The sequence below is a fragment of the Stenotrophomonas sp. JAG2 genome (assembly GCF_041080745.1).
Taxonomy (GTDB): domain Bacteria; phylum Pseudomonadota; class Gammaproteobacteria; order Xanthomonadales; family Xanthomonadaceae; genus Stenotrophomonas; species Stenotrophomonas maltophilia_AA.
Genome location: NZ_JBEUMH010000007.1, coordinates 82,910 through 108,640, shown reverse-complemented (window position 1 = coordinate 108,640; position 25,731 = coordinate 82,910). Strand labels below are relative to the sequence as shown.

Genomic DNA, 25,731 nt, shown 5'->3' with positions numbered 1-25,731 from the left:
CGGGCGTCACCCCGCCGGGGCGTTGTCGCATGCTGTTCCCGCTGCGCTCTCGTTCCGCGCGCTTCATCCACACTTTTCCCAGTCGACGCCTGTGCCGCCTTACGCCGGTCCTCCCGTAGCCTCCCGCCAGGGCGATGCCGCCAGTCCGCTGCGCCTGCTCGCTTACCTGGCGTTGGCCATCACCCTGATCGTGCTCGATGACCAGGCCGGCTGGCTGTCGCGCCTGCGCGCGCAGGCCAACGTGCTGGTGCAGCCGGTGTGGGCGCTGGCCGGCCTCCCGGGTCGCCTGGGCACCCAGGTCAAGGACAACGCGGCCAGCCACGGCCAGCTCGTCACCGAGAACCGCGAACTGCGCAACCAGCTGCTGATCGCCAATGCGCGCCTGACCCGCCTGCAGACCGCCGCGCTGGACAATGCCCAGCTGCGCGAGCTGCTCAACGTGGCCGAGCGCAGTGGCCTGGACGTGCAGCTCGCCCCGATCCTGGATATCGACCTGGACCCGGTGCGGCAGCGCCTGGTGCTGGCCGCCGGTACCCGCGATGGCGTGCATGTCGGCCAGGCGGTGATCGATGCCGGTGGCCTGATGGGCCAGGTGATCGCCACCACCGGCAACAGCGCGACCGTGCTGCTGCTCACCGACCCCGACCACGCGGTGCCGGTCACCGTGGCCCGCAACGGCGTGCGCCTGATCGTCTACGGCCGCGGCGACACGCTCGAACTGCGCGACATTCCGCTCAGTGCCGGGGTGGAAGTGGGCGACGAGATCGTCACCTCCGGCCTGGGCGGGCGCTTCCCTGCTGGATTCCCGGTCGGCAGCATCACCGCGCTGCGCCCGGATGACACCCATGCCTTCCTGGTCGGCGAGCTGAAGCCGGCCGCCCAACTCGACCGCGGCCGCGATGTGCTGCTGCTGCGCCCGGGCGAGGCGATCCGCATCCCGCCGAACCTGCGCCGTGATGCCAGCGAAGCCGGTGGACCGGCCGCTGCGCCGCTGCAGGAGGGCACGCCGGCCGGCACCGCGGCGCCCGCCAATGCACCACAGGCCAACCGGCCCGGTCCGGCCGCACCGGTACCGGTGACCGCTCCGCGCCGTGCCGCAGCCGAATCCACGGTAGTGCCGAGCCATGCTCGGCAGGCCGAACCCGTGGAGAACCGGCCATGAGCCGCCTGCGCGACAAACCCTGGGTGCTCCCGGTCAGCCTGGTGGTGGCCCTGCTGCTCGGCCTGCTGCCACTGCCGGCCCTGCTGCAGCCGCTGCGCCCGTACTGGCTGGCGCTGGTGCTGGCCTACTGGGTGATCGAAACACCGGACCGGGTCGGGCTGGGCATCGCCTTCGCCAGCGGCGTGATCGCCGATCTGCTCTATGGCGGCGTGCTCGGCGAGCAGGCGCTGCGGCTGGTGATCCTGACCTTCATCCTGCAGCGCTTCCGCGCGCGCATCCGCTTCTTCCCGATGTCGCAGCAGATCCTGGCGATCGGCGGCCTGCTGTTCAACGATCGCATCGTCAGCGCGGTGGTGCACATCGTGGTCGGCGAGCCGACCCTGCCGTGGTCGTACTGGTGGGCGCCGCTGCTGGGCATGGCGCTGTGGCCGCTGGTGTTCGTGTTGCTGGACGCCCTGCGCTTCGGGCGACGCGGGCGCTGACATGTACATGCGCCGCCAGGCCAAGAATCCGCATGCCGAGGCAGAACAGTTCCGGCGCCGCGCCGCGCTGGGCTTCCTCGGCGTGCTGGTGTGCCTGCTCGGCCTCGGCGGCTGGTACTTCAAGCTGCAGGTGATGGACCACGACATCTACGCCACGCGCTCGGAGGCCAACCGGATCAAGCCGCGGCCGGTGGTGCCGGGGCGCGGGATGATCTACGACCGCAACGGCCGGCTGCTGGCCGAGAACGTGCCGGCGTTCCGCCTGGACATCACCCCGGACAAGGTCAAGGACATGGACGCCACGCTGGCGGGCCTGTCGAAGATCCTCGCGCTGAGCCCGGAAGACATCGAGACCTTCAACCGGTCGCGCAAGGCCCGCCGAAGTTTCCTGCCGGTCACGCTCAAGCTGCGCGTCACCGATGAGGAGATGGCGCGGTTCGCGGTGGACCGCTGGCGTTTCCCCGGCGTGGAGCTGGAGCCGTACCTGACCCGTCGCTATCCGTATGGCGATCTGTTCGCGCACATCATCGGCTACGTCGGCCGGGTCGATGACAAGGACCTGGAGATGCTGGGCGAGGGCAATGCCGCGCTGACCCACATCGGCAAGTCCGGGCTGGAGCGCTATTACGAGCAGCAGCTGCGTGGCAAGGTCGGTTACGAGCAGGTCGAGACCAACGTACAGGGCCGGGCGATCCGCACCATCGGCCGGGTCGCGGCGCAGTCGGGCAGCGACCTGCGGCTGTCGATCGATGCCGACCTGCAGCGCGCGATGGTCGCCGCCTTCGGCGAGTTCGAGGGCGCGGCGGTGGCGATGGACCCGCGCACCGGCGAAGTGCTGGCGATGGTCAGCCTGCCGTCCTACGACCCCAACCTGTTCGTCAACGGCATCTCGCACGCTGACTTCAAGGCGCTCAACGACAACCCCTCGCGGCCGCAGTTCAACCGCCTGGTGCTTGGCGGTGTCGCGCCCGGTTCCACCATCAAGCCACTGATCGGGCTGGCCGGCCTGGACAGCGGCGTGCGTAGGCCGGAAGACAAGATCCTCTCCACCGGCATGTTCTATCTGCCCGGCACCTCGCGCGGCTGGGGCGATGCCAACCGTGGGGGCCATGGCTGGACCGATCTGCGCAAGTCGATCACCCAGTCGGTCAATACGTATTACTACAAGCTGGCGCTGGATCTGGGCATCGACCGCTTCGACCACTACATGGGCTACTACGGGTTCGGTGCGCCGACCGGCATCGACCTGACCGGCGAGATCGGCGGCATCCTGCCGTCGCCGGCGGCCAAGTTCAAGGCGCGCAAAGAGCGCTGGTATCCCGGCGACACCGTCAACGTCAGCATCGGCCAGGGTGACTGGAAGGTCACGCCGCTGCAGCTGGTGCATGGGGTGGCCGGCATCGCCGATGGCCAGCTGCGGCAGCCGCACCTGGTGATGCAGCAGCGCGCCGGTTTCGATGCGGACTGGACCGCCACGCCGCCGGGCGAAAGCAAGCCGATCAGCCCGACGCCAGGCAATCTTCAAGCCGTGCGCGAAGGCATGATGGGCACCATGCAGCCGGGCGGCAGCGGTGCGCGTGCTGCCGCCGGAGCCCCGTATGTCATGGCCGGCAAGACCGGCACCGCGCAGGTGATCAGCCGCCGCGGTACCGCGGCGGTCAACCCGCGCAGCCTGCCGCTGCATCTGCGCCACCGCGCGCTGTTCGTGGGCTTCGCACCGGCCGACCACCCGGTGATCGCGGTGGCGATCGCGGTGGAGGGCGGTGGTTACGGTGGCTCGGCGGCAGCACCGATCGCCCGCAAGATTTTTGACGCCTGGCTGCTCGGCAAGATGCCCGACGGCCTGGAACCGCTGGACAGTGAGCGCGGCACCACCGCGATCGGCATCACGGCGTTCGACGGTGGCGATGGTGCGGCACGCGAAGCGGGCGATGCCGCCGTGGCCGCGCTGGAGCTGCTGCCGGTCATGGTCGGTGTGCCTGCCGCGCCCGAGCCCGCCCCGGCGCCGCTGCCCGGCGCCCCCGTGCCGAGTGCCACCGCGCCGCCGACCGCACCGGAGCGGACACGATGAAGGTCTTCCTGCGCTGGGCGGTCGATATGGCCGTCCGCTTCAGCAGCTCGCTGGACTGGGTCCTGTGCCTGGCCCTGGGCGCGCTGATGCTGATCGGCCTGGCGGTGCTCAAGAGCGCCGGCGGCGACGGCCTGGTGTTCGCGCAGGGCGCGCGCTTCGCGGTCGGCCTGGCCGCGATGTGGGCGATCTCGCGCGTGTCGATCCTGCGCACCCGCTCGGCCACGCCGTTGATCTATGCGGTCTCGATGATTCCGCTGCTGGCCGTGTTCGTGCTCGGCACCGGCAAGTACGGCCGGCAGTGGCTGGATCTGAAGCTGTTCTACCTGCAGCCGGCCGAACTGCTCAAGGTCAGCCTGCCGATGATGGTGGCCTGGTACCTGCATCGCATGCCGCTGCCGCCGCGCTTCTCCACGGTGCTGACCAGCGCGGTGATCATCGGCGTACCGACCGGGCTGGTGATGCTGCAGCCGGACTTCGGCACCGGCGTGCTGATCGCCGCCAGCGGTGCGTTCGTGCTGCTGCTGGCCGGCCTGCCGTGGTGGTGGGTGGGCGTGGCGGTCGGCGGTGTCGCCGCGGCCGCGCCGGTGGCCTGGTTCTGGTTGCTGCGGCCGTACCAGAAGGACCGCATCATGATGTTCATGGACCCGGAGAGCGATGCGCTCGGCGCGGGCTGGAACATCATCCAGTCCAAGATCGCGATCGGCTCGGGGGGCTTCGACGGCAAGGGCTGGGGACAGGGCTCGCAGTCGCACCTGAACTTCATTCCCGAGCAGACCACCGACTTCGCCTTCTCCGTGCTCAGCGAGGAGTTCGGCTGGATCGGCGTGGCCATCGTACTCGCGCTGTACCTGGTGGTGATCGGGCGCTGCCTGTGGATCGCCTCGCAGTCGCGCGATACCTATTCGCGCCTGCTGGCGGGCGCGACCGGCCTGGCGTTCTTCGTCTACGTGCTGGTCAACGGCGGCATGATTTCCGGCCTGCTGCCGGTGGTCGGGGTGCCGATGCCCTTGATCAGTTACGGCGGTACCTCGGCGGTATCGCTGCTGGCCGGCTTCGGCCTGGTGATGGCGGTACGTCGCCACAACCCGGTGCACGGCGGCTACGGCTGAGCGCACGCGATGCGTACGCCGTGATCGGCGGTACGTGTCGGCTAAGGTTTGCGGTGCCCACGCGTGTTACGGTCCTGCGCTCGCGCCGGCCCGCCTGTCGGGCCCGCTTTCTGTTCGCCGTGTCGCCTCCTGCTGTGCGTCGCGTCATCCACAGGAGTCGTCCGCATGGTCGAACTACTGCAGCGCGCACGCGCCGTGTTCCATTTCTTTTTCCGCACGCTGGACCTGCCGCTGCTGGGCGCGTTGTGCCTGCTGATGGTGGCCGGCCTGGCCGTGCTTCACAGCGTGGACGGTCCGGTAAATGCGCAGGCGATGCGCTACGGGGCCGGCCTTGCCGCACTCTGGGGGCTGTCGCGGCTGCCAGTGGTGGAACTGCGTGTGTGGTCGCCGTGGATCTACACGCTCTCCCTGCTGCCGCTGCTGGCGGTGTATGTGGTCGGCACCGGCAAGTACGGCCAGCGCTGGTTGAACCTGGGCGCGTTCTATCTGCAGCCTTCCGAGCTGCTCAAGCTCAGCCTGCCGATGATGATGGCGTGGTACCTGCACAAACAGCCCTTGCCGCCGCGGCCGCGCGCGGTGCTGACCGCCGCCGTGCTGATCGGTGGCCCGGCGGTGCTGATCCTGCTGCAGCCCAACCTGGGCACCGCGACGCTGGTGACCGCCAGTGGCGTGTTCGCGCTGCTGCTGGCCGGGCTGCGCTGGTGGTGGATGGCGGTGGCGCTGGGTGGCTTGTCGGTGGCGGCGCCGCTGGCGTGGTTCGGATTGCTGCGGCAGTACCAGAAGGATCGCGTGCTGACCTTCCTGTATCCGGAGAACGATCCGCTGGGCACCGGCTGGAACATCATCCAGTCCAAGATCGCGATCGGCTCGGGCGGCATGCACGGCAAAGGCTGGGGGCAGGGCACCCAGGCCACGCTGGATTTCCTGCCCGAGTACACCACCGACTTCGCCTTCTCGGTGCTGGCCGAGGAGTTCGGCTGGGTCGGGGTGGCGGTGGTGCTCAGCCTGTTCCTGTTCGTCACCGCGCGCTGCCTGTGGATCGCCAGCCAGTCGCGCTGTGGATACTCGCGGCTGCTGGTCGGCACCACCGGCCTGGTGTTCTTCGTCTACGTGCTGGTCAACGGCGGCATGATCTCCGGGCTGCTGCCGGTGGTGGGCGTGCCCATGCCCTTGATCAGCTATGGCGGCACGTCGGCGGTATCGCTGCTGGCCAGCTTCGGGCTGGTGATGGCCGCGCGGCAGCATCAGCCGGTGCATTCGACATGAGGCCGGCATCCGCCATGCATTGCGCACGCGCCCAGGCGAAAACGCTTCCACGTGCAGGCATCGTCAAGCTGTCGCCGCAAAAGTGAGAAGTGGCGCACAGATATGAAGTGACTTGATCTCGATCAATGGACTTGTCGCAAACGGCCTGCACAATGGCGGCCCGCCAACAACGACGCGCTGAGCCAAGCATCGCGAAGGGGGAGTCTGGCGGGGAGTAGTTGACCTCACAGGTAGAGAGGGCGAGGCGCGCGCTGGGGAGATGCGCGCCGCGCCGCTGCCGATCGGGTCCGGTTTGGCCGGTTGCGTCCGCGGGGATGGGGACGCAGCCGGCAGACCTCTTCGCCCGGTGTTGCCAGCGCACAAAGTGAGACGTGCGTCGCCGCCCCTGCCGGTCGTGGCGTCTGCCCGGCAACCTTGCCGGAGGCGCGAGCGCGTTCCCGTTCCACCGCACGGTCGTCGTGCGTGAGGATCAACATGAATGGGGAAGTGAGCCGGCGCGTCCTACACGCGGCCTTAACGGCATCGGTGGAACTCAGGCAATCCGTTGAGATTCATGGTGTTAGGGGTTTTAATTCATCCATGACCTGCTAACCTGCCGCGATGATTCGACGCTCCCTGGCCTGCATGCTCACGCTCGGTTTGGTCGCTTGTGCGACCCAGCCGCAGACTCCTTCACCGTCGCCGCAGGCCTCGGGGGTTCCCGTCACTCCCGCTGCGGGGAACAAAGGGCCGGCCGAAGCCGCCCCCGAGGCAGCGGGCGCCAACGCGGCCCCGGTCGATCTGACCCCGGTCCCGTTCGAGGTGGCGCGCGCCAACTTCGTGCGCGATACCGCGGCCCGCTACGGCATTCCCGCCGCGCACATCGAGGCGACCCTGGCCCAGGCGCAGATCCGCGACCCGATCATCGCGGCGATGTCGCGCCCGGCCGAGCGGGTCAAACCGTGGAACGAATACCGGCCGATGTTCATCAGCCAGGCGCGGATCGAAGGCGGCAGGAAGTTCCTCGCCCAGCATCGCGATGAGCTGATGCGCGTGCAGCAGCGCACCGGGGTTCCGGCCGAGGTGATCGTGGCGATCATCGGCGTGGAAACCAGTTACGGCGGCAACACCGGCAATTACCGCGTGCTGGATGCGCTGTACACGCTGGCCTTCAAATACCCGCGCAGTGGCGATCCGGCCAAGCTCGAACGCGAAGTGCGCCGCGAGCTGTTCTTCCGCGACGAACTGGCGCGCCTGTTCGCGCTGACCCGCGATGAGAAGCTCGACATCACCGCGATCAAGGGCAGCTACGCCGGCGCGATGGGCATGGGCCAGTTCATGCCCTCCAGCTATCTCGATTACGCGGTGGACGGCAACGGCGATGGCCGTCGCGATCTGTTCAACAGCTATGACGACGTCTTCTCCTCGATCGCCAACTACTTCGTCAAGAAGGGCGGTTGGGTCCGCGGTGGCCCGGTCGCCGTGCCGGCCACGCTGCAGGCGGGTCGCGAGGCGTTCAATCCGACCGAGTGGGCACCGACCTGGAGCCTGTCCGAGCTGGCCCAGCGCGGTTACCAGCCCAGCGTTCCGGTCGCGGCCGGCCTGACCGCCACCCCGATCACGCTGGAAGGCAGCACCGGCAAGCAGTACTGGCTGGGCTTCCAGAACTACTACGCCATTACCCGCTACAACCTCTCGAAAATGTATGCGATGGCCGTGTACCAGTTGTCCCAGGCCATCGCCGGACAGGAGTTGCCGCCGGCATGAACACGATCGCACGCTCCAGATGGCTGATCCCGGGTCTGTTGATACTGGCACTGGCCGCCTGCAGCAGTGCGCCGAAGAAGCCCGGGGGCGGCACCGCTTCCGGCAGCAGCAAGCCGTCCGGCGCGGTGGTGCAGGGCAAAGGCGGGCGTCCGGCGCATTGTCCTGATGGCTCGCCGTACAAAGCCGCGTCTGAAGACCCGAGCACGCGCGGCGATTATCGCGCCGGCGGGCTGTACAAGCCGGGCGTGAATGACAGCACCCCCACCTACATTCCGAACGTAGCCTGCATCCCCGAGCCGGAGGTGGTGGATCTGCCGCGTTCGCCGGTCGGCAACAAATCGCCGTACGTGGTGCTGGGCAAGCAGTACCAGGTGATGGACAAGACCCGCGGCTATGCCGAGAAGGGCACGGCCTCGTATTACGGCGCCAAGTTCCATGGCCGCCTGACCTCCAACCGCGAGGTGTACGACATGTACGCCTTCACCGCCGCGCACAAGACGCTGCCACTGCCGAGCTTCGCCCGGGTCACCAACCTGGACAACGGCGAATCGGTGATCGTGCGGGTCAATGATCGTGGCCCGTTCCATGACGGCCGCGTGGTCGATCTCAGTTACGCGGCCGCCGTGCGTCTGGGCATCACCCAGCGCGGTACCGGCAACGTGGAAGTCCGCGCACTGGCCCCGGGCGACGACAACCTCATGGTCGACAAGCCCAGCCGCCGCGAACGCCGCGAGGTCGCCGCCGCTGCGGCTGCCGCGACGACGGCCAGCGCCACCGCGGCACGCCGCGCCAGCGACATGGATGCCCTGGTCGGCAAGCTGCCGGCCGCCACCGCCACGGGCACCGCGGCCAAACCGGCCGGCGAGCAGTACCGCTACCGCGTGGCCGACTCGGCCAAGCCGGGCAACGCCGACAACTTCGATCACTGGATGCGCGACAACGGGGTACGCGTGGCCACCGGCAAGCCGGCCACCACCCAGGCCGCCAGCGTGAACAGCGCCCCGGTGGCGGTCGCCGCACTGCCTGCCGCCGCCGCCGCCGCGCGCCCGGCACCGGCACCGGCACCGGCTCCCAGCGCCAGCCTGTCCCAGCAGGTGCTCGGCAGCGTGCTGCTGCAGGTCGCCAGTTTCGCCAGCCGCGACAACGCCACCCGCGCGCTCGGTCAGCTGTCCTCGGCCGGCATCGCCGGGGCCAGCATCAGCGACATCGTCAGTGGCGGGCGCACCCTGTGGCGCCTGCGCGTGCCGGCCCCCGACCATGCCAGTGCCTCGGAACTTGCCGGCCGGATTGCCGGTCTGGGCTTCGGGGCGCCGCAGATCGTGAAGGACTGAGCCTTCCACTGCCCGCGGCACGCCAGCGCGTGCCGCCGCTCCTTGGCCCTACAATGGCCGTTATCCCTCATCCCCCCCTTGGCGCCCTCCAGGAGCTTGCTGTCCGATGAAATTCCGCTTTGCCGCCGCTGCCATGGCCACGACCCTGTTCGTGGGCATGGTCTCCGCCCAGACCCCCCTGCCGACCCCGGCACCGGCGCCTGCTCCCGCCGCCGCCGCTCCGGCCACCGTGGCCACGCCGCCGGCACCCGCGCCCAGCATCTCCAAGGCCTGGATCCTGATGGATTTCGCCACCGGGCAGGTCCTGGCCGGTGAAAACGTGCACGAACAGCTGGCCCCGGCCAGCATCACCAAGGTGATGACCTCGTACGTCGTCGCCGCCGAGGTCAAGAACGGCAAGGTCCGTACCGACGACCAGGTGATGATGAGTGAGCGCGCCTGGCGCGAGGGCGGTGCCGGCACCGACGGCAGCTACAGCGGCTTCCCGGTCAACCAGACCGCACGCCTGGAAGACATGGAAAAGGGCATGGCGATCCAGTCCGGCAACGATGCCGCGATCGCCCTGGCCGAGCACGTCGCCGGCAGCGAAGAAGCCTTCGCCTCGCTGATGAACAGCTACGCCGCCAAGATCGGCATGAAGGACTCGCACTTCGTCAACGCGCACGGCCTCAGTGCCCCGGGCCACCACACCACCGCCTACGACCTGGCCCTGCTGGGCCGCGCGATGGTGCGTGACTACCCGGAAACCTACGCCTACAACAAGGTGAAGGAATTCACCGTCGGCAACATCACCCAGCCGAACCGCAACCTGCTGCTGTGGCGCGACCAGAGCGTGGACGGCATCAAGACCGGCCATACCTCCGAAGCCGGCTACTGCCTGATGAGCTCGGCCCAGCGCGGCGACCAGCGCCTGGTCGCGGTGATCCTCGGGGGCGGTTCGGAAAAGCAGCGCGCCGATGACAGCCTGGCCCTGCTCAACTGGGGCTTCCGCTTCTTCGAAACCCACCGCATGTACGAGCCGGGCAAGGTCGTGGCCGAGCACAAGGTGTGGAAGGGCAAGACCGACAAGCTGCAGCTGGGCGTCGCCCAGCCGATGCTGGTCAGCGTCCCGCGCGGCCGCTACAACGATCTCAAGCCGAGCATCGATGTTCCCAAGACCCTCGAAGCCCCGTTCACCGCTGGCCAGCAGGTCGGCACGCTGAAGGTGATGCTGGACAACCAGGTCGTCGCCCAGGCGCCGCTGGTTGCCGTGGCCGCCGTCGAAGAAGCCGGCTTCTTCAAGCGCCTGTGGGACAGCTTCTGGATGTGGTGGGAATCGGAGTAATCCGGTTCGACCGCAGTAAAAAAAGACCGGCGAATGCCGGTCTTTTTTTGCGCATCCCTTTTGGCTGCCCGGTAGTGCCGGCCGCTGGCCGGCGTCTCGTACTGGCGGCGTTACAGCGACCGGCTGATCGTGAAGCTGCCGAACACCGGCGCCTCGCGCTGCCCATCGAACTCGCGCGTGCTGTGGTAGCGCGCCAGTGCGAACTTCCAGCGCCCGCGCATCACCGCCAGCCCGTAGCCGGCCTGGCCGACCACATGCCGCTTGTCGACACTGTGGCTGTTGCGGAATGTGTTGCCATCCAGCGTGATATCGCGGATCACCCACGCCGCATCGGTCGTCGCGAACAGATGCCACGACCACCCGCTCGGCTTGCCACCGCGCGTCGGCGCCGTGTTCTCACCGGCCGGGCGCAGGGGGGTGCTGCCGAAATCGTCCGGCAGCTTCCAGCCGAAGCGCACTTCGCCACCGGCATTGAGGTGCGTGGCCAGGTTGCCCACCGCGCCGCCGTAATGGCTGATCGCATCCCAGCCCCAGCCGCCCAGGTTCTCCGTGGCATCGGCCGGCCACCGGCGCATCCGCTCGTGGGTCAGCATGAACACCGGCTCGTTGTGCAGCTGGTTGTCCCAGCCCTGGAACTTCTCATCGCCCAGCAGCTCGTGCACCGCGTTCTGCACTTCTTCGCCCTGCGCCCAGGGCCCGACCACGCCCAACGCCAGCTGCGTCGTCTGCAGCCGGTCGCCGCGGCGCGCGTTGTACCCGAAGCTGCCGATCAGCACGCCCGCATACGGGCGGTCATCTTCGATCAGGTCCTTCCGGGTGAAATCGGTCGGGGTGAAAATCCCCTGGGCCAGGCTGAAGATCATGTTCTGCTGTTCGAACTCGCCCGGGTGCAGCCGCTCCAGGTGGCTGTTGACCCAGCGCGCCAGGCGCGGCAGGCACGGATCGTCGGTGTAGTCGACCAGATTCGGCGACACGAAGGTGATCTGGGCACCGTTGGTATAGCCCTGATCCTGGTCCTTGCCGCCGAACAGATCGTTGTCGACGCGGAAGTTGACCTGCGGCGGATGCTCGCGCATCGCATCGGGCCCGCATTGGGAGGCGGCCTGGGCGGCAGGCGCCGCCAGGGCGAGGACACCGGCAAGCGCGGCCGGCAGCGCGAAGGGCTTCAAGGACATGGGATACCAGACAGGGATTTATTCTTTCTTAAGCTGGTACAGCGTAGTCAGAGCGTGATCCTGTGAACAGCACTGCGCACGCACTGCTGCGTATCAGTGGCGATACAGGCGTTTTCACGTGCCGTTCGGTACCGCTGTGCGCACGATCAAGCAACGCTTGGGTTCGGGCGCGGGCATCCCCATAATCCCGGACATGGAGATCAAGTCTGACAACCCCGACCACGGCTTCCAGTTCCCCGGCCAGTTCGAACTCAGCGCCATGGGCGCGGCCGGCAACGACCTGGAACGCGAACTGCCGCGCCTGCTCGAGCTCGCCGGCCTGGAAGTACTGACCGAACGGGTCAGCTGGAAACACTCGTCCAACGGCAAGTACGTGTCCGTGCGACTGGTGTTCAAGGCCGACAACCGCGAACAGTACGACGCCGCCCACAACGCGCTGCGCGACCACCCGGAAGTGAAGTGGACGCTGTAGCCAGCTGCGCCACCGCCGCGGCCCCGGGCGACCGGGCGCCGCAACCGGCCCTCGTGCGTGACCTCGGCCGCCAGCCCTATGCCCCGGTCTGGCACGCCATGCAGCGTTTCACCGATGCCCGCACCGATGCCACCCGCGACGAACTGTGGGTGGTCGAGCACGACCCGGTGTTCACCCTGGGCCAGGCCGGCAAGGACGAGCACGTGCTCGCCCCCGGCGATATTCCCGTTCTGCATGTCGACCGTGGCGGCCAGGTGACCTACCACGGCCCCGGCCAGCTGGTGATCTACCCGCTGCTGCAGCTGCGGCGGCTGGGCATCGGGGTGCGCGACTATGTCTGCCGGATCGAGCAGGCCATCATCGACACCCTGGACGAATGGAACATCGGCGCCGAGCGCCTCGACGGCGCCCCCGGCGTCTACGTGGGCGGGGCCAAGGTCGCCGCCCTCGGCATCCGCGTGCGCCGCGGCTGCACCTTCCATGGCCTGGCCTTCAATGTGTCCATGGACCTGGAACCGTTCCGCCGGATCAACCCCTGTGGCTATCAAGGGCTGCAGGTGACCTCGGTGGTAGACTTGGGGGGACCGTCCGGCATGGCGGCCGTCACGCCGGTGCTGCTGGGCCATCTGGCCCGCCAGTTCGGCCTGGCCCTCGAGCCGGCCGCTGAATTACCCGATTTGACTGACGCGGCGTGAACGCCGCCGACCAAGGCCATGACTGAAACCACCGCTCGCCTCATTCCCCTGCAGGTTGTGCAGGGCGACACGCCGTCCGCCGCCCCGTTGCAGACGGGCGTCAAACAGATCGGCGGTGACAAGATCGGCCGCTCGCCGGTGCAGTTCGCCGACGCGCCGGTGCTGCGCAAGCCGTCGTGGATCCGCGTGCGGATTCCGTCGGGCAACGCCGTGCAGAACCTCAAGGCCAAGCTGCGCGAGAACCGCCTGGTCACGGTCTGCGAGGAAGCCAGCTGCCCCAACATCCACGAGTGCTTCAGCCACGGCACCGCGACCTTCATGATCCTCGGCGAGGTCTGCACCCGCCGCTGCTCGTTCTGCGACGTCGCCCACGGTCGGCCCAAGCCGCCGGACGCCAATGAACCGGCCAGCCTGTCCCAGACCGTGGCCGACATGGGCCTGAAGTACGTCGTGGTGACCAGCGTGGACCGCGACGACCTGCGCGACGGCGGTGCGCAGCACTTCGCCGACTGCATCGGCGCCATCCGTGCCAAGTCGCCCAACACCAAGATCGAAGTGCTGACCCCGGACTTCCGTGGCAAGGGCCGCATGGAGCGCGCGCTGGAGATCCTGGCGACCAATCCGCCGGATGTGTTCAACCACAACATCGAAACCGTGCCGGACCTGTACCGCAACGTGCGCCCGGGCGCGGATTACCAGTGGTCGCTGACCCTGCTCAAGAAGTTCAAGGCCCAGCATCCGGAGATCGCCACCAAGTCCGGCATCATGCTCGGCCTGGGCGAGACCCTCGAGCAGGTCCAGGCCACGCTGCGCGACCTGCGCGAGCACGACGTGGACATGATCACGATCGGCCAGTACCTGCAGCCGACCGCCCACCACCACCCGGTGCTGCGCTACTGGACGCCCGAGGAATACAAGGCGCTGGAGGAGTACGGCAACGCGCTGGGCTTCAGCCACGTCGCTTCCGGTCCGATGGTGCGCTCGTCCTACCACGCCGACCGCCAGGCGGCCGACGCCGGCGTCGCCGGTTGATCCAACGGGCCCTTCGGGGCCCGTTCCGTCATTCCCCCTGTCTTCCCCCGGCCGCGGCCCTGAACCGCGGATGGCCGCAGGCCTGTGCCTGCCTGCCGATCCCGCCGGTATTCACAAATTTCTCCAACGGCCTCGGTAGGCTGAAGGCCCCGGTGACAAACGCGGCAACTTTCGGCACTGTCGTGGTGTCTGTAATGCACGCAGTCTCTCCCTTGGCAAGGTGCCACGAGCTAGTCCATGAAATTCAAAGCCCCCGCATTCCTGATGGCCCTGGCGCTCACCGCGCCGATGGCACTGGCCGCCTACGCCGATTCGCCCGCGCTGCCCTCGGCCGCCACGGCCGACCAGGTGACCACCTCCAAGCTGGTCTACGGACTGCTCTCGGACAGCCGATACGCCTACCGGCCGCGCGCACTCGATGCGGCGACCTCCAAGGACGTCTTCAAGCGCTACCTGGAGTCGCTCGACAGCAGCAAGCAGTTCTTCACCCAGGCCGACATCACCCGCTTCGCGCCGTTCGAGGCCAACATCGCCACCGCCATCCGTGGGGGTGAGCTGGAGCCGGCGTTCCAGGTGTTCGCGGTCTACAAGCAGCGCGTGGGCGAGCGCGTCGGCTATGCGCGCAAGCTGCTCAAGCAGGACTTCGATTTCAGCACCGACGAAAAGTTCGAGTACGACCGCAAGGACGTGCCGTGGGCCGCGAGCAGCGCCGAACTGGACGATCTGTGGCGCAAGTCGGTCAAGAACGATTGGCTGCGCCTGAAGCTGGCCGGCAAGCAGCCGGCCGAGATCCGCAAGACGCTGGACAAGCGTTACGCCACGCTGGAAAAGTCGGTCAATGAGCTCAAGGGCGAGGACGTGTTCCAGTTCTTCCTCAACGCCTACACCAGCGCCGTCGACCCGCATACCGATTACTTCACCCCGCGCACCGCCGAGAACTTCAACCAGGCGATGTCGCTGTCGCTGGAGGGCATCGGCGCGCAGCTGCAGCGCCAGGACGACATGGTGGTGATCCGCGAGGTCATCGCCGGCGGCCCGGCCGCGGTCAATGGCACGCTCAAGCCCGGCGACCGCATCGTCGGCGTGGGCCAGGGCAAGTCCGGTCCGCTTGAAGACGTGATCGGCTGGCGCATCGATGACGTGGTGGCCAAGATCCGCGGCAAGAGCGATACCCAGGTCCGCCTGGAATTTATTCCGGCCGAGGAAGGCGTCGACGGCAAGCACCACACCCTGGTGCTGACCCGCCAGAAGGTGCGCCTGGCCGAACAGGCCGCCAAGGGCGAAACCCTGACCATCCCGGCCAAGGATGGGGAGCCGGCGCGCAAGGTCGGCGTGATCAAGCTGCCGACGTTCTACCAGGACTTCGAAGGCCGCCGCCGCAATGCCGCGGACTACGCGTCGGCGACGCGCGACGTGGCCAAGCTGCTGGCCGGCTTCAAGGCCGACAAGCTCGACGGCGTGGTGCTGGACCTGCGCAACAACGGTGGTGGTTCGCTGGATGAAGCGATCGAACTGACCGGTCTGTTCATCGAACAGGGCCCGGTGGTCCAGGTGCGCGAGTCCGGTGGCCGCGTCACCGTCAACAGCGACCGCAGTGAAGTGGTGGCGTGGGACGGTCCGCTGGCCGTGCTGATCAACCGCGGCTCGGCCTCCGCGTCGGAGATCTTCGCCGGCGCCATCCAGGATTACGGCCGTGGCCTGGTGATCGGTGAGACCACCTTCGGCAAGGGCACCGTGCAGAACATCGTCGACCTCGACCGTTGGCCGAGTGGCGAGACCCAGCGCTTCGGCCAGGTCAAGCTGACCATCGCCCAGTTCTTCCGCGTCAGCGGCAGCAGCACCCAGCACAAGGGCGTGGTGCCCGATCTGGCCTTCCCGGCCAGCGTGGACGCCAGCGAGTACGGCGAAAGCACCTACGACAACGCCCTGCCGTGGACCCGTATCGCTGCCGTGCCGCACACCCAGTACGGCAATTTCGGTCCGCTGCTGCCCAAGCTGGAAAGCCGCCACGACACGCGCATCGCCGCCGACAAGGAGTTCCAGTGGTGGAACGAGGATGTCGAGCAGTTCCGCGCCGAGAAGGCCAAGAAGTACATCTCGCTCAACGAGGCCGAGCGCCGCGCCGAGCGTGAGAAGCAGGACCGGCAGCGCACCGATCGCCAGGCCATCCGCAAGCAGCTGGGCCTGGATCTGGATCCACTGGCCGATGACAGCAATGACGACGGGCTGACCGGCAACGAGCGCGACATCGTCAAGGATGCCGCCCGCGAGAAGGCTGCCGAGAAGCGCCCGGATCCGCTGCTGCGCGAGTCGGCCGCGATCCTGGCCGATGCGGTGAACCTGCTGGAGGCCGACCGTCCGCTGTCGGCACAGGTCCTGCCGCAGTCGACCGGCGTCGGCCGCTGGGCGGACTGACCGCTTCGGCGGCCGCCAGCTGAACAGGTGACAACTCCACAGGCCGCCCTTCGGGGCGGCCTGTGCGTATCCACCTCCTGCCAACGCGCACAGGTCTATCCTTGGAGGCTGGATTTCCGCAGGAGCGGCCATGCGCTTTCGTCGTGTACGTTCGATCCCGCTGCTGGCGGTGTTCGCCGCGTTGACCGCCTGTGGCGGCCGCGCCGCCGACAGTACCCTGATCCGGGAGTCCTTCGACTCCGGCGATACCTATTCGCGCACCGTCCCCGGCCCGCCGGCCCAGGCCTGCGAAGCCGCCCGACGCACCCTGCTCAGCCAGGGCTATGCGATCGCCCGCGCCGGCGATGACGCGGTGGAGGGCAACAAGAACTTCCAGCCGAAGGATGAGGAGCACGAGCAGCTGGTGCTGCGGATTTCCTGCGCGCCGCGCGGCGACCAGGCGCTGGTCTTCGTCAGCGCCGTGCAGGACCGCTACGCGCTGAAGAAGAGCCCGACCTCGGCCAGCGTTGGCGTGGGTGCGCTGGGCTCGGTCTCGCTGCCGTTCGGCAGCAACGACGACTCGCTGGTGAAAGTGGCCAGCAGCACCGTACAGGACGCCACCTTCTACCGCCGCTTCTTCGAGCGTCTGCAGCAGTACCTGCCGGCCGCCGCCGTGCCCGAGCCGACGCCGGCCGCCGCCCCGCCCGCGGCGCCCGCTGCAGCGGTGGAGGCGCCGCCCGCCACGGTGGTGAGCGATACCCCGGCATCGCTGCGCTGAGCGGGCAGGGGTGCGGCAGGCCATGGCAGCAGGATCGCGGCGCTGGCACCGCTGCGTGCTCGGCGCGCTGCTGGGACTGATCCCCGCGGCCAGCGCGTGGAGTGCGGCGTCCTGCGCGCAGCGCGTGCTGGAGGAGCTGGGCTGGCGGATCAGCGCCGCTGATATCGAGGCACCGATGGTGCAGGGCGGACCGGTCTGCGAGCGCGCCGACCTGCATCAGGCGCAGGCGGCCGGCGACCTGCGCGTGCAGCTGCCGCGGCAGTGGTCGGAGGCGCAGCGGCAGGCCTGGCTGCCCACGTTGTTCGATGATCCGGCCACGGTCTGCGCCTATGCGTTCAAGCTCGGCGCCGCCACCCGCCGTGCCACCACCGCCCTGCAGGACAACGAGGGGTTCCGCTTCTCGGCGCTTCAGCTGGGCTGGATCGGCTTCGGTGCCGGTGGCGCCCAGGCCAAGGGCTGGGAGCGCTTCCGCAGCTTCGGCCGTGGCTATCAGCCGGCCGAGGCCAACAGCGCGGCACTGCAGACCTTCTACGACGGCCGCGTGCGCGCGGAATGCGGGGTCGGCCGCCAGGTCGCGCAGCTGGCGACCCAGCGCGAGCTGTACGGCGATGCCGCGTTCGATCGCGCGTTCTCGGCTGAAGAGCTGTCCATCGGCACCTTCCTGACCCTGCACGAGACCGACAGCATCCTGCTCGGCCGGCATGCCGGCGAGTTCCTCGCCGATGGGAAGGCAACGAAGACCGCCCAGCGCGGGCGGCAGGCGTTCGTCGGGACGCCCGGCTTCATCGAGCACGTGTTCGACCGCGCTTACCTGGACGACATCAACAACCAGGCCGAGAACTTCGTGGTGGTCGATGTCAGTGATGCGGCGGCGCGCGCGCTGCGCGAGCACGACGGCTTCGCGTACTACGACCGGATCAACCGGCGCATCTGGTCATTGGCCCAACGCATTCCGGGCCCGGGCCCGCGCCGATTCGAGCGCCTGCTGATCGAGCGTGATCCGATCTGGCGGCGCGAAGTGCCGGCCGCGCAGCAGCCGCTGCTGAAGGAACTGGACGCATTGCTGGACGATCCGTTCTACCAGGGGTTCCTGATTTACGTGCATCCACGCGGTATACGTCCTATCGGATATCACATCGCGCGCCTGCTCGACCGCAATCCGCGTACGCCGTTCGCGATCGAGCTGGGGCTGCACAATCTGCACACCACGTTGTACCGGCGCTGGATCGACGCACAGCTGCAGCAGTGCGCGGCCGCGCCGGTCTCTCCCGTTACACAACCGTATTCGCAAGCTGAGCAAAGGTGAGTCATGGATATTGCAATGATTGGACTGGGCCGCATGGGCGCCAACATGGCCGAGCGCCTGCACCGCGGCGGTCATCGCGTGATCGGGGTCGATCCCGGTGAGGCCGCACGCACCGCGGCGGCCGCGCGTGGTTTCGAGGTCAGCGCCTCGATCGCCGATACGCTTGCCGCGCTGCCGGTGCCGCGCGTGGTGTGGTTGATGGTGCCGGCCGGCGTGGTCGACCAGACGCTGGCCTCGCTCTCGCCGCATCTGTCCGAAGGCGATGTGGTGATCGACGGCGGCAACTCGTACTACAAGGACTCCATGCGCCGCAGCGAACAGCTGCAGGGCGAAGATGTGACCTATATCGACTGCGGCACCAGCGGCGGCGTGTGGGGGTTGCAGGAGGGCTACAGCCTGATGATCGGCGGTGACAAGGCCGCGGTCGAACGGATCGGCGCGATCTTCCGCACGCTGGCACCGGGTGAAGACCGCGGCTGGGCGCATGTCGGCCCGAGCGGGGCAGGGCACTTCTGCAAGATGGTCCACAACGGCATCGAGTACGGGATGATGCAGGCCTACGCGGAAGGCTTCGCGCTGATGCAGCACAAGACCGAGTTCAACCTCGATCTGGCGCAGGTCGCCAAGGCCTGGCAGCACGGCAGCGTAGTGCGTTCGTGGCTGCTCGATCTCAGTGCCGATGCGCTGGGCCGCAACCCGCAGCTGGACGGCATCGCGCCCCATGTCGATGACTCCGGCGAAGGCCGCTGGACCGTCGCCGAAGCGATCGACCTGGACGTGTCGGCTCCGGTGATCACCCTGTCCCTGCTTGAGCGGCTGCGCTCGCGCGAGAAGAACTCCTTCAGCGATCGCCTGCTGGCGGCGATGCGCAACGAGTTCGGCGGCCACGCGATCAAGTCGACCTGAGCCGACCGATGCGGGCCGACGGAACGTGATCGTCCGGCCCGCATCCACGCAGGGCGTGGATCTACGTCGACTGGCGTGGCCGACTCACAGGGTCACCCGCCGCCCGCTGCGTGCACTCTCTGCGCCCGCTTCCAGCAGGCGCATCAGCTGCAGTGCCTGCGCGGTGCTGACCGGCGCTTCGCCCGTACCCAGCATCGCATCGCGGAAGGCCGCGTAGAACGCGCGGTAATCGCCGGGCACGTTGTCCACGGTGCTGCGCTGGGTGTGTCCGTCCGCATCGGCCCGCACCAGGTGGCCATGCTGCGGGTCCAGCCCCCAGCCCGGCGCGCCCGGTGCAACACCGCGGCGCAGCTGATCTTCCTGCACGTCCAGCCCGTCCTTGAGGTAGCTGCCGGCATCGCCATGCACGATGAAGCGTGGGCTGGAGGCGGCGACCAGCGAACCGGCATGCAGGATCGCGCGGTGGCGCGGGTAGTGCAGCACCGCGTGGAAGTAGTCGTTGCCGAGCGCGTGCTCGCGCTGCGCCATCAGGTCCGCGCTGATCGCGCCGGGCCAGCCGAACAGCTGCAGCATCTGGTCGAGCAGATGGGGACCGAGATCCATCCACAGGCCGCTGCCGGGGGCATCGCTCTCGCGCCAGCGGTCACGCACCTGCGGGCGGAACCGGTCGAAGTGGGAATGGCATTCGGCGACGCGGCCGACGCGGCCTTCGGCGAGCACCTGCTTCAGGGTGAGGAAGTCGGCATCATGGCGACGGTTCTGGAAGACGGTGACCACACGGACGGCCTCCCGCGCGGCCTGCACCACTGCCTCGGCTTCCGCCACCGAAAGCGCGAACGGCTTGTCCACCAGCACGTGTTTGCCCGCGGCCAGCGCGGCGCGCGCCAGCGGTGCGTGCGCATCGTTGGGCGTGGCGATGACGACGGCGTCGACCGCGGGGTCATCGAACAGCTGCTGCGGGTCGTCGCACAGGCGCACATCGGTGAAGCTGCGCAGCAACCGATCACGCTGCGAACTGACGATGCTGTGCAGGGCCAGCCCCGGCGTGTGCAGGATCAATGGCGCATGGAACACGCTGCCCGCCAGGCCGTAGCCGATCAGTCCCACCTGAAGTACGGCGGCCATGGTGCACTCCAACATAACGGGGCAGGACAGCGTAACGGCTGCGCGCGCGAGGCGGAAATCTGAACGGTTCGGCAGCAAGCTGAGTGGTTCACGGCAACGTTATGTGGTGCCCACGTCCCGTCCACGGCCCTGCACGGACACTGGCCCCACATCCGCAAAGGAATTCGAACATGACCAACACGACCCGTAATCTGCTTGCTGCTTCGCTGGCCCTGGGCATGGTGCTGGGCACCTCGTCCGCGATGGCCAAGGATCCGCCGAAGAGCACCGATCATGCCGCGATGACCCATGCCGATACGCACGATTCGGCCGAGCCGGTTACCGACAGCTGGATCACCACCAAGGTCAAGACCGACCTGCTGACCAGCAAGAACGTCCCGGGTACCGAAGTCAAGGTGGAGACCGTCAATGGCGTGGTCACCCTCACCGGCACCGTGGCCAGCCAGGCCGAGCATGACAAGGCCGTCCGCGTGACCCAGCAGATCAAGGGCGTCAAGCGTGTCGACGCCGCTGGCCTGAAGGTCGCCGCAGCCGCTGCCAAGCGCTGAGTCCGGCTGTACCGCTGAACGGAGCGCGCCTTCGGGCGCGCTTTTTTTTGTGGGGCTGTCCCCCTCTGCCTGGCAGGCGTCGCGCTCCCTCCGAGCCTCCGCGAGCGCGTTCAGACAGGTGATTGCCTGCGTATTCACAAAGGGGTGGAGTATATTCAGCGCTTCGCCATCGTCGGCGCGGTGCACGGCCCGGTCATTCCGGTGGCTGGGCATGGCCGGTCTTGGCATCGAGCTGAAGAGGGACTATGGCGCTGGTGTTCAGTGATCAAATCTGGGACCGCTGGCGTCTGCCGGCCCTGGCCCTGGCGGCGGTAGCCATCATCGTGGTGCCGTGGCTCACCCTGCGCAAACTGGCCAACGACAACATCGATGCGATGAACTGGGTCACCCACACCCAGGATGTCGGCGTGGCCGTCTATCAGCTGCAGGCTGACGTACGCGATGTTGAATCCGCTGCGTTGACGATGTCCAAGGGCATCGACGCGCCGGGCCTGCGCGAGCGATTGGCGCAGGCCGATGATATTCCCGGGCGGTTGGACCGGCTGGCCGAACTGACCCGCGACAATCCCGATCAGCTGATCCGGATCGGTCGCATCCAGTCGATGCTTGAACGCCGCATGGAACTGGCCAAGCAGCTGGCCCGTTCCGCGCCCGACGCCGATCAGCGGCAGCTGGTGGCTGACCTGACCACCCGCTATCCGATCCGCCGCCTGGTCGAGGAACTGCAGGCCACCGAAGAGCAGCTGCTCGCCAAGCGCTCGGAACTGTTCGCCGCGCAGCAGCGCCAGGGCGAGCTCGTCTCCTGGTCGGCACTGATCGTGCAGCTGCTGCTGCTTGGCCTGGTGCTGTGGCTGCTGCAGCGGCAGATCCGCCACCGTCTCAGTGCGGAACGTGCCTCGCTGCGTGCGGCCGAGCGTGCGGCCTCGGTGCTGCACACGGTGCGCGAGCCGATCGTGCTGCTCGACCGCGCGCTGCGCGTGCAGATGCACAACCCGGCATTCGGCGAGCTGTACGGCCTGGACGAAGAGGCCCCGGCCGAAGGGCTGCCGCTGGACAGCATCGGCGACGGCGCCTGGGCCGATGCGGTGGTCCGCCAGCGCCTGACCGACGTACTGCTGCGCGGCCGCGAGCTGTGGGATTACGAGCACGAGCAGCGCACCGCCGATGACGTGGTGCGGATCATGCTGATCAACGCGCGGCGCATGCCACTGCCGGACAAGGACGATGAAGTGGTGCTGATGACCGTCAGCGATGTCACCGTCCAGCGCGCCGTGCAGCTGCGCGTGGAAGAACTGAACCGCCAGCTGGAAGGCAAGGTCGAGCAGGTCTCCGAGGTCAACCGCGAGCTGGAAGCGTTCAGTTATTCGGTATCGCATGATCTGCGCGCGCCGCTGCGCCACGTGGCCGGTTTCTCGGACAAGCTGACCCGCCACCTGGGCGAGGGCGCGGATGAAAAATCGCTGCACTACCTGGGCGTGATCTCCAATTCGGCCAAGCGCATGGCCGCCCTGATCGACGATCTGCTGGTCTATTCGCGCCTGGGCCGGGCGGCGATGCGCCTGCAGGCCGTGGACATGCAGTCGCTGGTCGCCGACACCCGCGCCATGCTCGATGCCAACCAGCAGAGCGAGTCGGAAAGTACCGGCGTACCGCACCATATCGACTGGAAGATCGCACCGCTGCCGATCATCGTTTCCGATGAAAACATGATGCGGCAGGTCTGGCTGAATCTGCTCGGCAATGCGATCAAGTATTCTTCCAACCGCGAGCCGGCCCGGATCGAGGTCGACTACAAACTCCAGCCTGACGGCAGCCATCTGTTCACCGTGCGCGACAACGGCGCCGGGTTCGACATGGCCTACGCCGGCAAGCTGTTCGGGGTGTTCCAACGGCTGCACAAGGCCAGCGACTACCCGGGCACGGGCATCGGCCTGGCCAGCGTCCGCCGGGTGCTGACCCGCCACGGCGGCCGCATCTGGGCCGAGTCGGCGGTCGATCAGGGCGCCACGTTCCACTTCGTTCTTCCACCCGCGCTCGACGCAATCAACAAGGGCTCCGCCGCATGACCGCTCTCCGCACCATCCTCCTCGCCGAGGACAGCCCCGCCGATGCCGAGATGGCCATCGACGCCCTGAAGGAAGCCCGCCTGGCCAATCCGATCGTGCATGTCGAAGACGGCGTGGAAGCGATGGACTACCTGCTGCGCCGTGGCGCCTTCGCCAACCGCGAGGAAGGCCTGCCGGCGGTGCTGCTGCTGGACATCAAGATGCCGCGCATGGATGGCCTGGAAGTGCTCAAGGAAATCCGCAACACCGAAGAGCTCAAGCGGCTGCCGGTGGTGATCCTGTCTTCCTCGCGCGAAGAAAGCGACCTGGCGCGCAGCTGGGACATGGGCGTGAACGCCTACGTGGTCAAGCCGGTGGACGTGGACCAGTTCTTTGGTGCGGTGCAGACCCTGGGCAAGTTCTGGGGTCTGATCAACCAGGCACCGGAGGTCGAGTAAGCCCATGCCGCTCACCGGCCCTGCGTTGGGTGCCCTGCGGATCCTGCTGATCGAGGATTCGCCGGAAGACGCCGAACTGATGTGCGAGCAGATGCTCGATGCTGGCCTGGAGGCCAGTTTCGAGCGGGTCGAGAGCGCGCAGGAACTGCGCGAAGCGCTGGAGCGCGCCGCGCCGGACATCGTGCTGTCGGACCTGAGCATGCCCGGCTTCTCCGGCAATGAAGCGCTGCAGATCGTGCGCGCCGCCTTGCCGGACGTGCCCTTCATCTTCGTGTCCGGCACGATGGGTGAGGAAAACGCCGTGGCCGCCCTGCACCAGGGCGCCAACGACTACATCATCAAGCACCAGCCGGCGCGCCTGCCCTCGGCGGTGGCGCGCGCCGTGCGCGAAGCGCGCAGCGCGATCGACCGCCAGCGGGTGGAAGCCGAGCTGATGCGCGCCCAGCGGCTGGAAAGCCTGTCGCTGCTGGCGGCCGGGCTGAGCCATGACCTGCGCAACATCCTGCAGCCGCTGCTGATCATGCCGGACCTGCTCAAGGCACGCACCGACGATCCGCAGCTGCACCATCTGGCCGACATCATCGCCGAGTGCGGCCGCCGCGGCCACGAGATGGCCGAGTCGATGCTGTCCTTCGTGCGCGGTTCGCGCAAGCCGAGCGAGCACATCTGCCTGGCCCACCTGTTCGAAGGCGTGGAACTGCTCCTGCGCAGCAACCTGCCGGCCAAGGTCACCCTGCACCTGGAGGTGGCCGACGGGCTGGCGGTGGATGCCAATTACACCGAGCTGCAGCAGGTGCTGCTCAATCTGTCCTTGAATGCCATCCAGGCCATGCCCGAGGGTGGCCGGCTGACCCTGCGCGCTGCCGCGGCCGCCGATACCCATGGCGATGACTGGCTGTGCATCACCGTGTCCGACGAAGGCATCGGCATGGATGCGCAGACGCTGTCGAACCTGTTCAATCCGTTCTTCACCACCAAGGCGACCGGCACCGGGCTCGGCCTGATTTCCTGCAAGCGCATCATCGAAGGCGCGCACGGGACCATCCAGGTCGACAGCACCCCGGGCGTCGGGACGCGGTTCGATGTCCTGCTGCCGATGCAGGTGATCGCCGATGCGGCCGAGGCGGTCGATGGGCCGATCACCGCCGGTACGGGGCAGTCGATCCTGGTGGTCGATGGCGAGGCCACGCGGCTGTCGTTGCTGGGCAATGCGCTTTCCAGCCAGGGCTATCACCTGCAGCTGGCCTCCGATGGCGCCGCCGCGCTGCGCTGGATGCAGCAGGAGACCATGCCCGCGCTGGTGATCGCCGATGCGGGCTCCAAGCTGCTCTCGGCCAGCCACCTGCTCGGCGAAATGGCCTCGCTGGGCTATCGCGGCCCGGCGCTGGTGCTGGAAGAAGCCGACGTCACCGTGCCGCTGGCGGTCTTCCCACCAGGCATCAACGTGCACGTGCTGCGCAAACCACTGGAAATGCAGCAGGTGTTCCGTTCGGTCGCCGAGGCGCTGGAAACCGCCTGATCAGGCCTCCCACGGAAACCGGGGGAGGCTGGCCACGGCCTGTTCGAGCTTGAAAGACCAATTGCCGTGGATTTCCGCGTACAGCGGGCTGTCGCCGGCCAGCCGCATGCGCTGGGTGATGCGCAGGTCATCCTTGCGGATCAGGACCAGGTCGACCGGCAGCCCGACCGACAGATTGGAGCGGATGGTCGAGTCCAGCGACACGATGGCCGTGCGCGCAGCATCTTCCAGCCGGGTCTGCGGGCGCAGGATCCGGTCCAGGATGGGCTTGCCGTACTTGGATTCGCCGATCTGCAGGAACGGCGTTTCCGGCGACGCCGCGATCGCATTGCCGAGCGGGTAGATCATGTACAGGCCGGGGTGCTCGCCGCCGATCTGGCCGCCCAGGATCAGCGTGGCCTGGGTCACGATGCCATCCTGCCCGGACTCATGCGTGCTGGATTTGACCTGGCTGTCGAGCAGCACGCGGCCCACGTACTCGGCCACTTCGAACAGATGGCGGTAAGCGCGCAGGTTCTCGGGCCGCTGCTCCTCCACGTCGCGCCGCAGCCGCGAGATCAGCAGCTGGGTCGTCGCCAGGTTGCCGGCGGCCATGATGACGAAGGCCGCTTCACCGGGAAACTCGAACTCGTGCAGCTTGCGGTGCACGCGCACGTCGTCCAGCGACGCGTTGGTACGGGTGTCGGCGGCGAAGACCAGGCCTTCGTCCACCTCGATGCCGACGCAATAGGTCATGTCGGTGTCCTATGATGTGCACCCCGATTCTATGCGCTGGCCCCGTTGCCCC

General features: G+C 67.9%; 22 protein-coding genes. 19 read left to right on the top strand and 3 right to left on the bottom strand.

The window, feature by feature from the left end:
* The first annotated feature begins 91 nt into the window (after positions 1 to 91).
* The 8 genes from mreC to AB9O74_RS10825 all read left to right on the top strand — a co-directional run bounded on the left by mreC (position 92) and on the right by AB9O74_RS10825 (position 10,491).
* A complete protein-coding gene (gene mreC / locus AB9O74_RS10860; RefSeq protein WP_369349312.1) occupies positions 92 to 1,162 on the top strand; it encodes a rod shape-determining protein MreC in 1,071 nt (356 codons plus the stop codon).
* Positions 1,159 to 1,644, top strand: coding sequence for a rod shape-determining protein MreD (gene mreD / locus AB9O74_RS10855; RefSeq protein ID WP_019186042.1), 486 nt, complete (start codon positions 1,159 to 1,161; stop codon positions 1,642 to 1,644). The genes mreC and mreD overlap by 4 nt, the downstream gene beginning before the upstream one ends.
* Before the next feature lies 1 nt (position 1,645).
* Positions 1,646 to 3,715 (top strand): penicillin-binding protein 2, encoded by a 2,070-nt coding sequence (gene mrdA / locus AB9O74_RS10850; protein WP_176988167.1) that lies wholly within the window; start codon positions 1,646 to 1,648, stop codon positions 3,713 to 3,715.
* Complete coding sequence (gene rodA / locus AB9O74_RS10845) at positions 3,712 to 4,824, top strand: rod shape-determining protein RodA (RefSeq protein WP_369349311.1); 1,113 nt, start codon at positions 3,712 to 3,714, stop codon at positions 4,822 to 4,824. The genes mrdA and rodA (AB9O74_RS10845) overlap by 4 nt, the downstream gene beginning before the upstream one ends.
* Positions 4,825 to 4,989: 165 nt before the next feature.
* On the top strand, positions 4,990 to 6,090 hold the full coding sequence (rodA, locus tag AB9O74_RS10840; protein WP_369349310.1) for a rod shape-determining protein RodA: 1,101 nt from the start codon (positions 4,990 to 4,992) through the stop codon (positions 6,088 to 6,090).
* A gap of 600 nt (positions 6,091 to 6,690) precedes the next feature.
* Positions 6,691 to 7,836: a lytic murein transglycosylase B gene (mltB, locus tag AB9O74_RS10835; protein ID WP_369349309.1), complete on the top strand. Its 1,146-nt coding sequence runs from the start codon at positions 6,691 to 6,693 to the stop codon at positions 7,834 to 7,836.
* Positions 7,833 to 9,167 carry a septal ring lytic transglycosylase RlpA family protein gene (locus tag AB9O74_RS10830; protein ID WP_369349308.1) on the top strand — a complete coding sequence of 445 codons (1,335 nt, stop codon included), beginning with the start codon at positions 7,833 to 7,835 and terminating at the stop codon, positions 9,165 to 9,167. Before mltB ends, AB9O74_RS10830 begins: the two co-directional genes overlap by 4 nt.
* Before the next feature lie 106 nt (positions 9,168 to 9,273).
* Positions 9,274 to 10,491 (top strand): D-alanyl-D-alanine carboxypeptidase family protein, encoded by a 1,218-nt coding sequence (locus AB9O74_RS10825; protein ID WP_176988172.1) that lies wholly within the window; start codon positions 9,274 to 9,276, stop codon positions 10,489 to 10,491.
* Positions 10,492 to 10,601: 110 nt separating this feature from the next.
* Here AB9O74_RS10825 and AB9O74_RS10820 read toward each other — a convergent pair whose 3' ends face one another.
* Positions 10,602 to 11,666, bottom strand: coding sequence for a lipid A deacylase LpxR family protein (locus tag AB9O74_RS10820; protein ID WP_176988173.1), 1,065 nt, complete (start codon positions 11,664 to 11,666; stop codon positions 10,602 to 10,604).
* Positions 11,667 to 11,859: 193 nt separating this feature from the next.
* Between AB9O74_RS10820 and AB9O74_RS10815 the strand changes: the two genes are divergently transcribed.
* The 7 genes from AB9O74_RS10815 (at position 11,860) to gnd (ending at position 19,249) form a co-directional block, all read left to right on the top strand.
* Complete coding sequence (locus AB9O74_RS10815; protein ID WP_121041243.1) at positions 11,860 to 12,138, top strand: DUF493 family protein; 279 nt, start codon at positions 11,860 to 11,862, stop codon at positions 12,136 to 12,138.
* Positions 12,126 to 12,833 (top strand): lipoyl(octanoyl) transferase LipB, encoded by a 708-nt coding sequence (gene lipB / locus AB9O74_RS10810; RefSeq protein ID WP_176988174.1) that lies wholly within the window; start codon positions 12,126 to 12,128, stop codon positions 12,831 to 12,833. Before AB9O74_RS10815 ends, lipB begins: the two co-directional genes overlap by 13 nt.
* Before the next feature lie 18 nt (positions 12,834 to 12,851).
* Positions 12,852 to 13,865 carry a lipoyl synthase gene (gene lipA, locus AB9O74_RS10805; RefSeq protein ID WP_176988175.1) on the top strand — a complete coding sequence of 338 codons (1,014 nt, stop codon included), beginning with the start codon at positions 12,852 to 12,854 and terminating at the stop codon, positions 13,863 to 13,865.
* Between the two features lie 237 nt (positions 13,866 to 14,102).
* Entirely contained in the window at positions 14,103 to 16,280 is a 2,178-nt protein-coding gene (locus AB9O74_RS10800; protein WP_176988176.1) for a carboxy terminal-processing peptidase, read from the top strand.
* A gap of 130 nt (positions 16,281 to 16,410) precedes the next feature.
* A complete protein-coding gene (locus AB9O74_RS10795) occupies positions 16,411 to 17,037 on the top strand; it encodes a DUF2242 domain-containing protein (RefSeq protein ID WP_369349307.1) in 627 nt (208 codons plus the stop codon).
* A 22-nt stretch (positions 17,038 to 17,059) separates the two neighbouring features.
* Positions 17,060 to 18,343 carry a hypothetical protein gene (locus tag AB9O74_RS10790; RefSeq protein WP_369349306.1) on the top strand — a complete coding sequence of 428 codons (1,284 nt, stop codon included), beginning with the start codon at positions 17,060 to 17,062 and terminating at the stop codon, positions 18,341 to 18,343.
* Positions 18,344 to 18,346: 3 nt separating this feature from the next.
* The gene (gene gnd, locus AB9O74_RS10785) at positions 18,347 to 19,249 is read left to right on the top strand and encodes a phosphogluconate dehydrogenase (NAD(+)-dependent, decarboxylating) (protein ID WP_346477706.1); all 903 of its coding nucleotides are present in this window, start codon (positions 18,347 to 18,349) and stop codon (positions 19,247 to 19,249) included.
* 84 nt (positions 19,250 to 19,333) lie between these two features.
* On the opposite strand, the gene AB9O74_RS10780 is transcribed toward gnd, so the two are convergent.
* Complete coding sequence (locus AB9O74_RS10780) at positions 19,334 to 20,374, bottom strand: oxidoreductase (protein ID WP_369349305.1); 1,041 nt, start codon at positions 20,372 to 20,374, stop codon at positions 19,334 to 19,336.
* Between the two features lie 170 nt (positions 20,375 to 20,544).
* Between AB9O74_RS10780 and AB9O74_RS10775 the strand changes: the two genes are divergently transcribed.
* From AB9O74_RS10775 to AB9O74_RS10760, 4 genes are all read left to right on the top strand, one after another.
* Positions 20,545 to 20,922: a BON domain-containing protein gene (locus AB9O74_RS10775; protein WP_179460045.1), complete on the top strand. Its 378-nt coding sequence runs from the start codon at positions 20,545 to 20,547 to the stop codon at positions 20,920 to 20,922.
* Between the two features lie 245 nt (positions 20,923 to 21,167).
* Complete coding sequence (locus tag AB9O74_RS10770; RefSeq protein WP_369349304.1) at positions 21,168 to 22,988, top strand: ATP-binding protein; 1,821 nt, start codon at positions 21,168 to 21,170, stop codon at positions 22,986 to 22,988.
* Positions 22,985 to 23,425: a response regulator gene (locus AB9O74_RS10765; protein WP_176988183.1), complete on the top strand. Its 441-nt coding sequence runs from the start codon at positions 22,985 to 22,987 to the stop codon at positions 23,423 to 23,425. The genes AB9O74_RS10770 and AB9O74_RS10765 overlap by 4 nt, the downstream gene beginning before the upstream one ends.
* Positions 23,426 to 23,429: 4 nt before the next feature.
* On the top strand, positions 23,430 to 24,944 hold the full coding sequence (locus AB9O74_RS10760; RefSeq protein ID WP_176988184.1) for an ATP-binding protein: 1,515 nt from the start codon (positions 23,430 to 23,432) through the stop codon (positions 24,942 to 24,944).
* Here AB9O74_RS10760 and AB9O74_RS10755 read toward each other — a convergent pair whose 3' ends face one another.
* A complete protein-coding gene (locus tag AB9O74_RS10755; RefSeq protein ID WP_369349303.1) occupies positions 24,945 to 25,679 on the bottom strand; it encodes a 20S proteasome subunit A/B in 735 nt (244 codons plus the stop codon). It lies immediately after the preceding gene.
* Between the last annotated feature and the right edge of the window lie 52 nt (positions 25,680 to 25,731).

Coding starts and splice junctions, on each gene's coding strand:
- mreD (WP_019186042.1), top strand. CDS start 1,159: ATGAGCCGCCTGCGCGACAAACCCTGGGTGCTCCCGGTCAGCCTGGTG.
- mrdA (WP_176988167.1), top strand. CDS start 1,646: ATGTACATGCGCCGCCAGGCCAAGAATCCGCATGCCGAGGCAGAACAG.
- rodA (WP_369349311.1), top strand. CDS start 3,712: ATGAAGGTCTTCCTGCGCTGGGCGGTCGATATGGCCGTCCGCTTCAGC.
- rodA (WP_369349310.1), top strand. CDS start 4,990: ATGGTCGAACTACTGCAGCGCGCACGCGCCGTGTTCCATTTCTTTTTC.
- mltB (WP_369349309.1), top strand. CDS start 6,691: ATGATTCGACGCTCCCTGGCCTGCATGCTCACGCTCGGTTTGGTCGCT.
- AB9O74_RS10830 (WP_369349308.1), top strand. CDS start 7,833: ATGAACACGATCGCACGCTCCAGATGGCTGATCCCGGGTCTGTTGATA.
- AB9O74_RS10825 (WP_176988172.1), top strand. CDS start 9,274: ATGAAATTCCGCTTTGCCGCCGCTGCCATGGCCACGACCCTGTTCGTG.
- AB9O74_RS10820 (WP_176988173.1), bottom strand. CDS start 11,666: ATGTCCTTGAAGCCCTTCGCGCTGCCGGCCGCGCTTGCCGGTGTCCTC.
- AB9O74_RS10815 (WP_121041243.1), top strand. CDS start 11,860: ATGGAGATCAAGTCTGACAACCCCGACCACGGCTTCCAGTTCCCCGGC.
- lipA (WP_176988175.1), top strand. CDS start 12,852: ATGACTGAAACCACCGCTCGCCTCATTCCCCTGCAGGTTGTGCAGGGC.
- AB9O74_RS10800 (WP_176988176.1), top strand. CDS start 14,103: ATGAAATTCAAAGCCCCCGCATTCCTGATGGCCCTGGCGCTCACCGCG.
- AB9O74_RS10795 (WP_369349307.1), top strand. CDS start 16,411: ATGCGCTTTCGTCGTGTACGTTCGATCCCGCTGCTGGCGGTGTTCGCC.
- AB9O74_RS10790 (WP_369349306.1), top strand. CDS start 17,060: ATGGCAGCAGGATCGCGGCGCTGGCACCGCTGCGTGCTCGGCGCGCTG.
- gnd (WP_346477706.1), top strand. CDS start 18,347: ATGGATATTGCAATGATTGGACTGGGCCGCATGGGCGCCAACATGGCC.
- AB9O74_RS10780 (WP_369349305.1), bottom strand. CDS start 20,374: ATGGCCGCCGTACTTCAGGTGGGACTGATCGGCTACGGCCTGGCGGGC.
- AB9O74_RS10775 (WP_179460045.1), top strand. CDS start 20,545: ATGACCAACACGACCCGTAATCTGCTTGCTGCTTCGCTGGCCCTGGGC.
- AB9O74_RS10770 (WP_369349304.1), top strand. CDS start 21,168: ATGGCGCTGGTGTTCAGTGATCAAATCTGGGACCGCTGGCGTCTGCCG.
- AB9O74_RS10765 (WP_176988183.1), top strand. CDS start 22,985: ATGACCGCTCTCCGCACCATCCTCCTCGCCGAGGACAGCCCCGCCGAT.
- AB9O74_RS10760 (WP_176988184.1), top strand. CDS start 23,430: ATGCCGCTCACCGGCCCTGCGTTGGGTGCCCTGCGGATCCTGCTGATC.
- AB9O74_RS10755 (WP_369349303.1), bottom strand. CDS start 25,679: ATGACCTATTGCGTCGGCATCGAGGTGGACGAAGGCCTGGTCTTCGCC.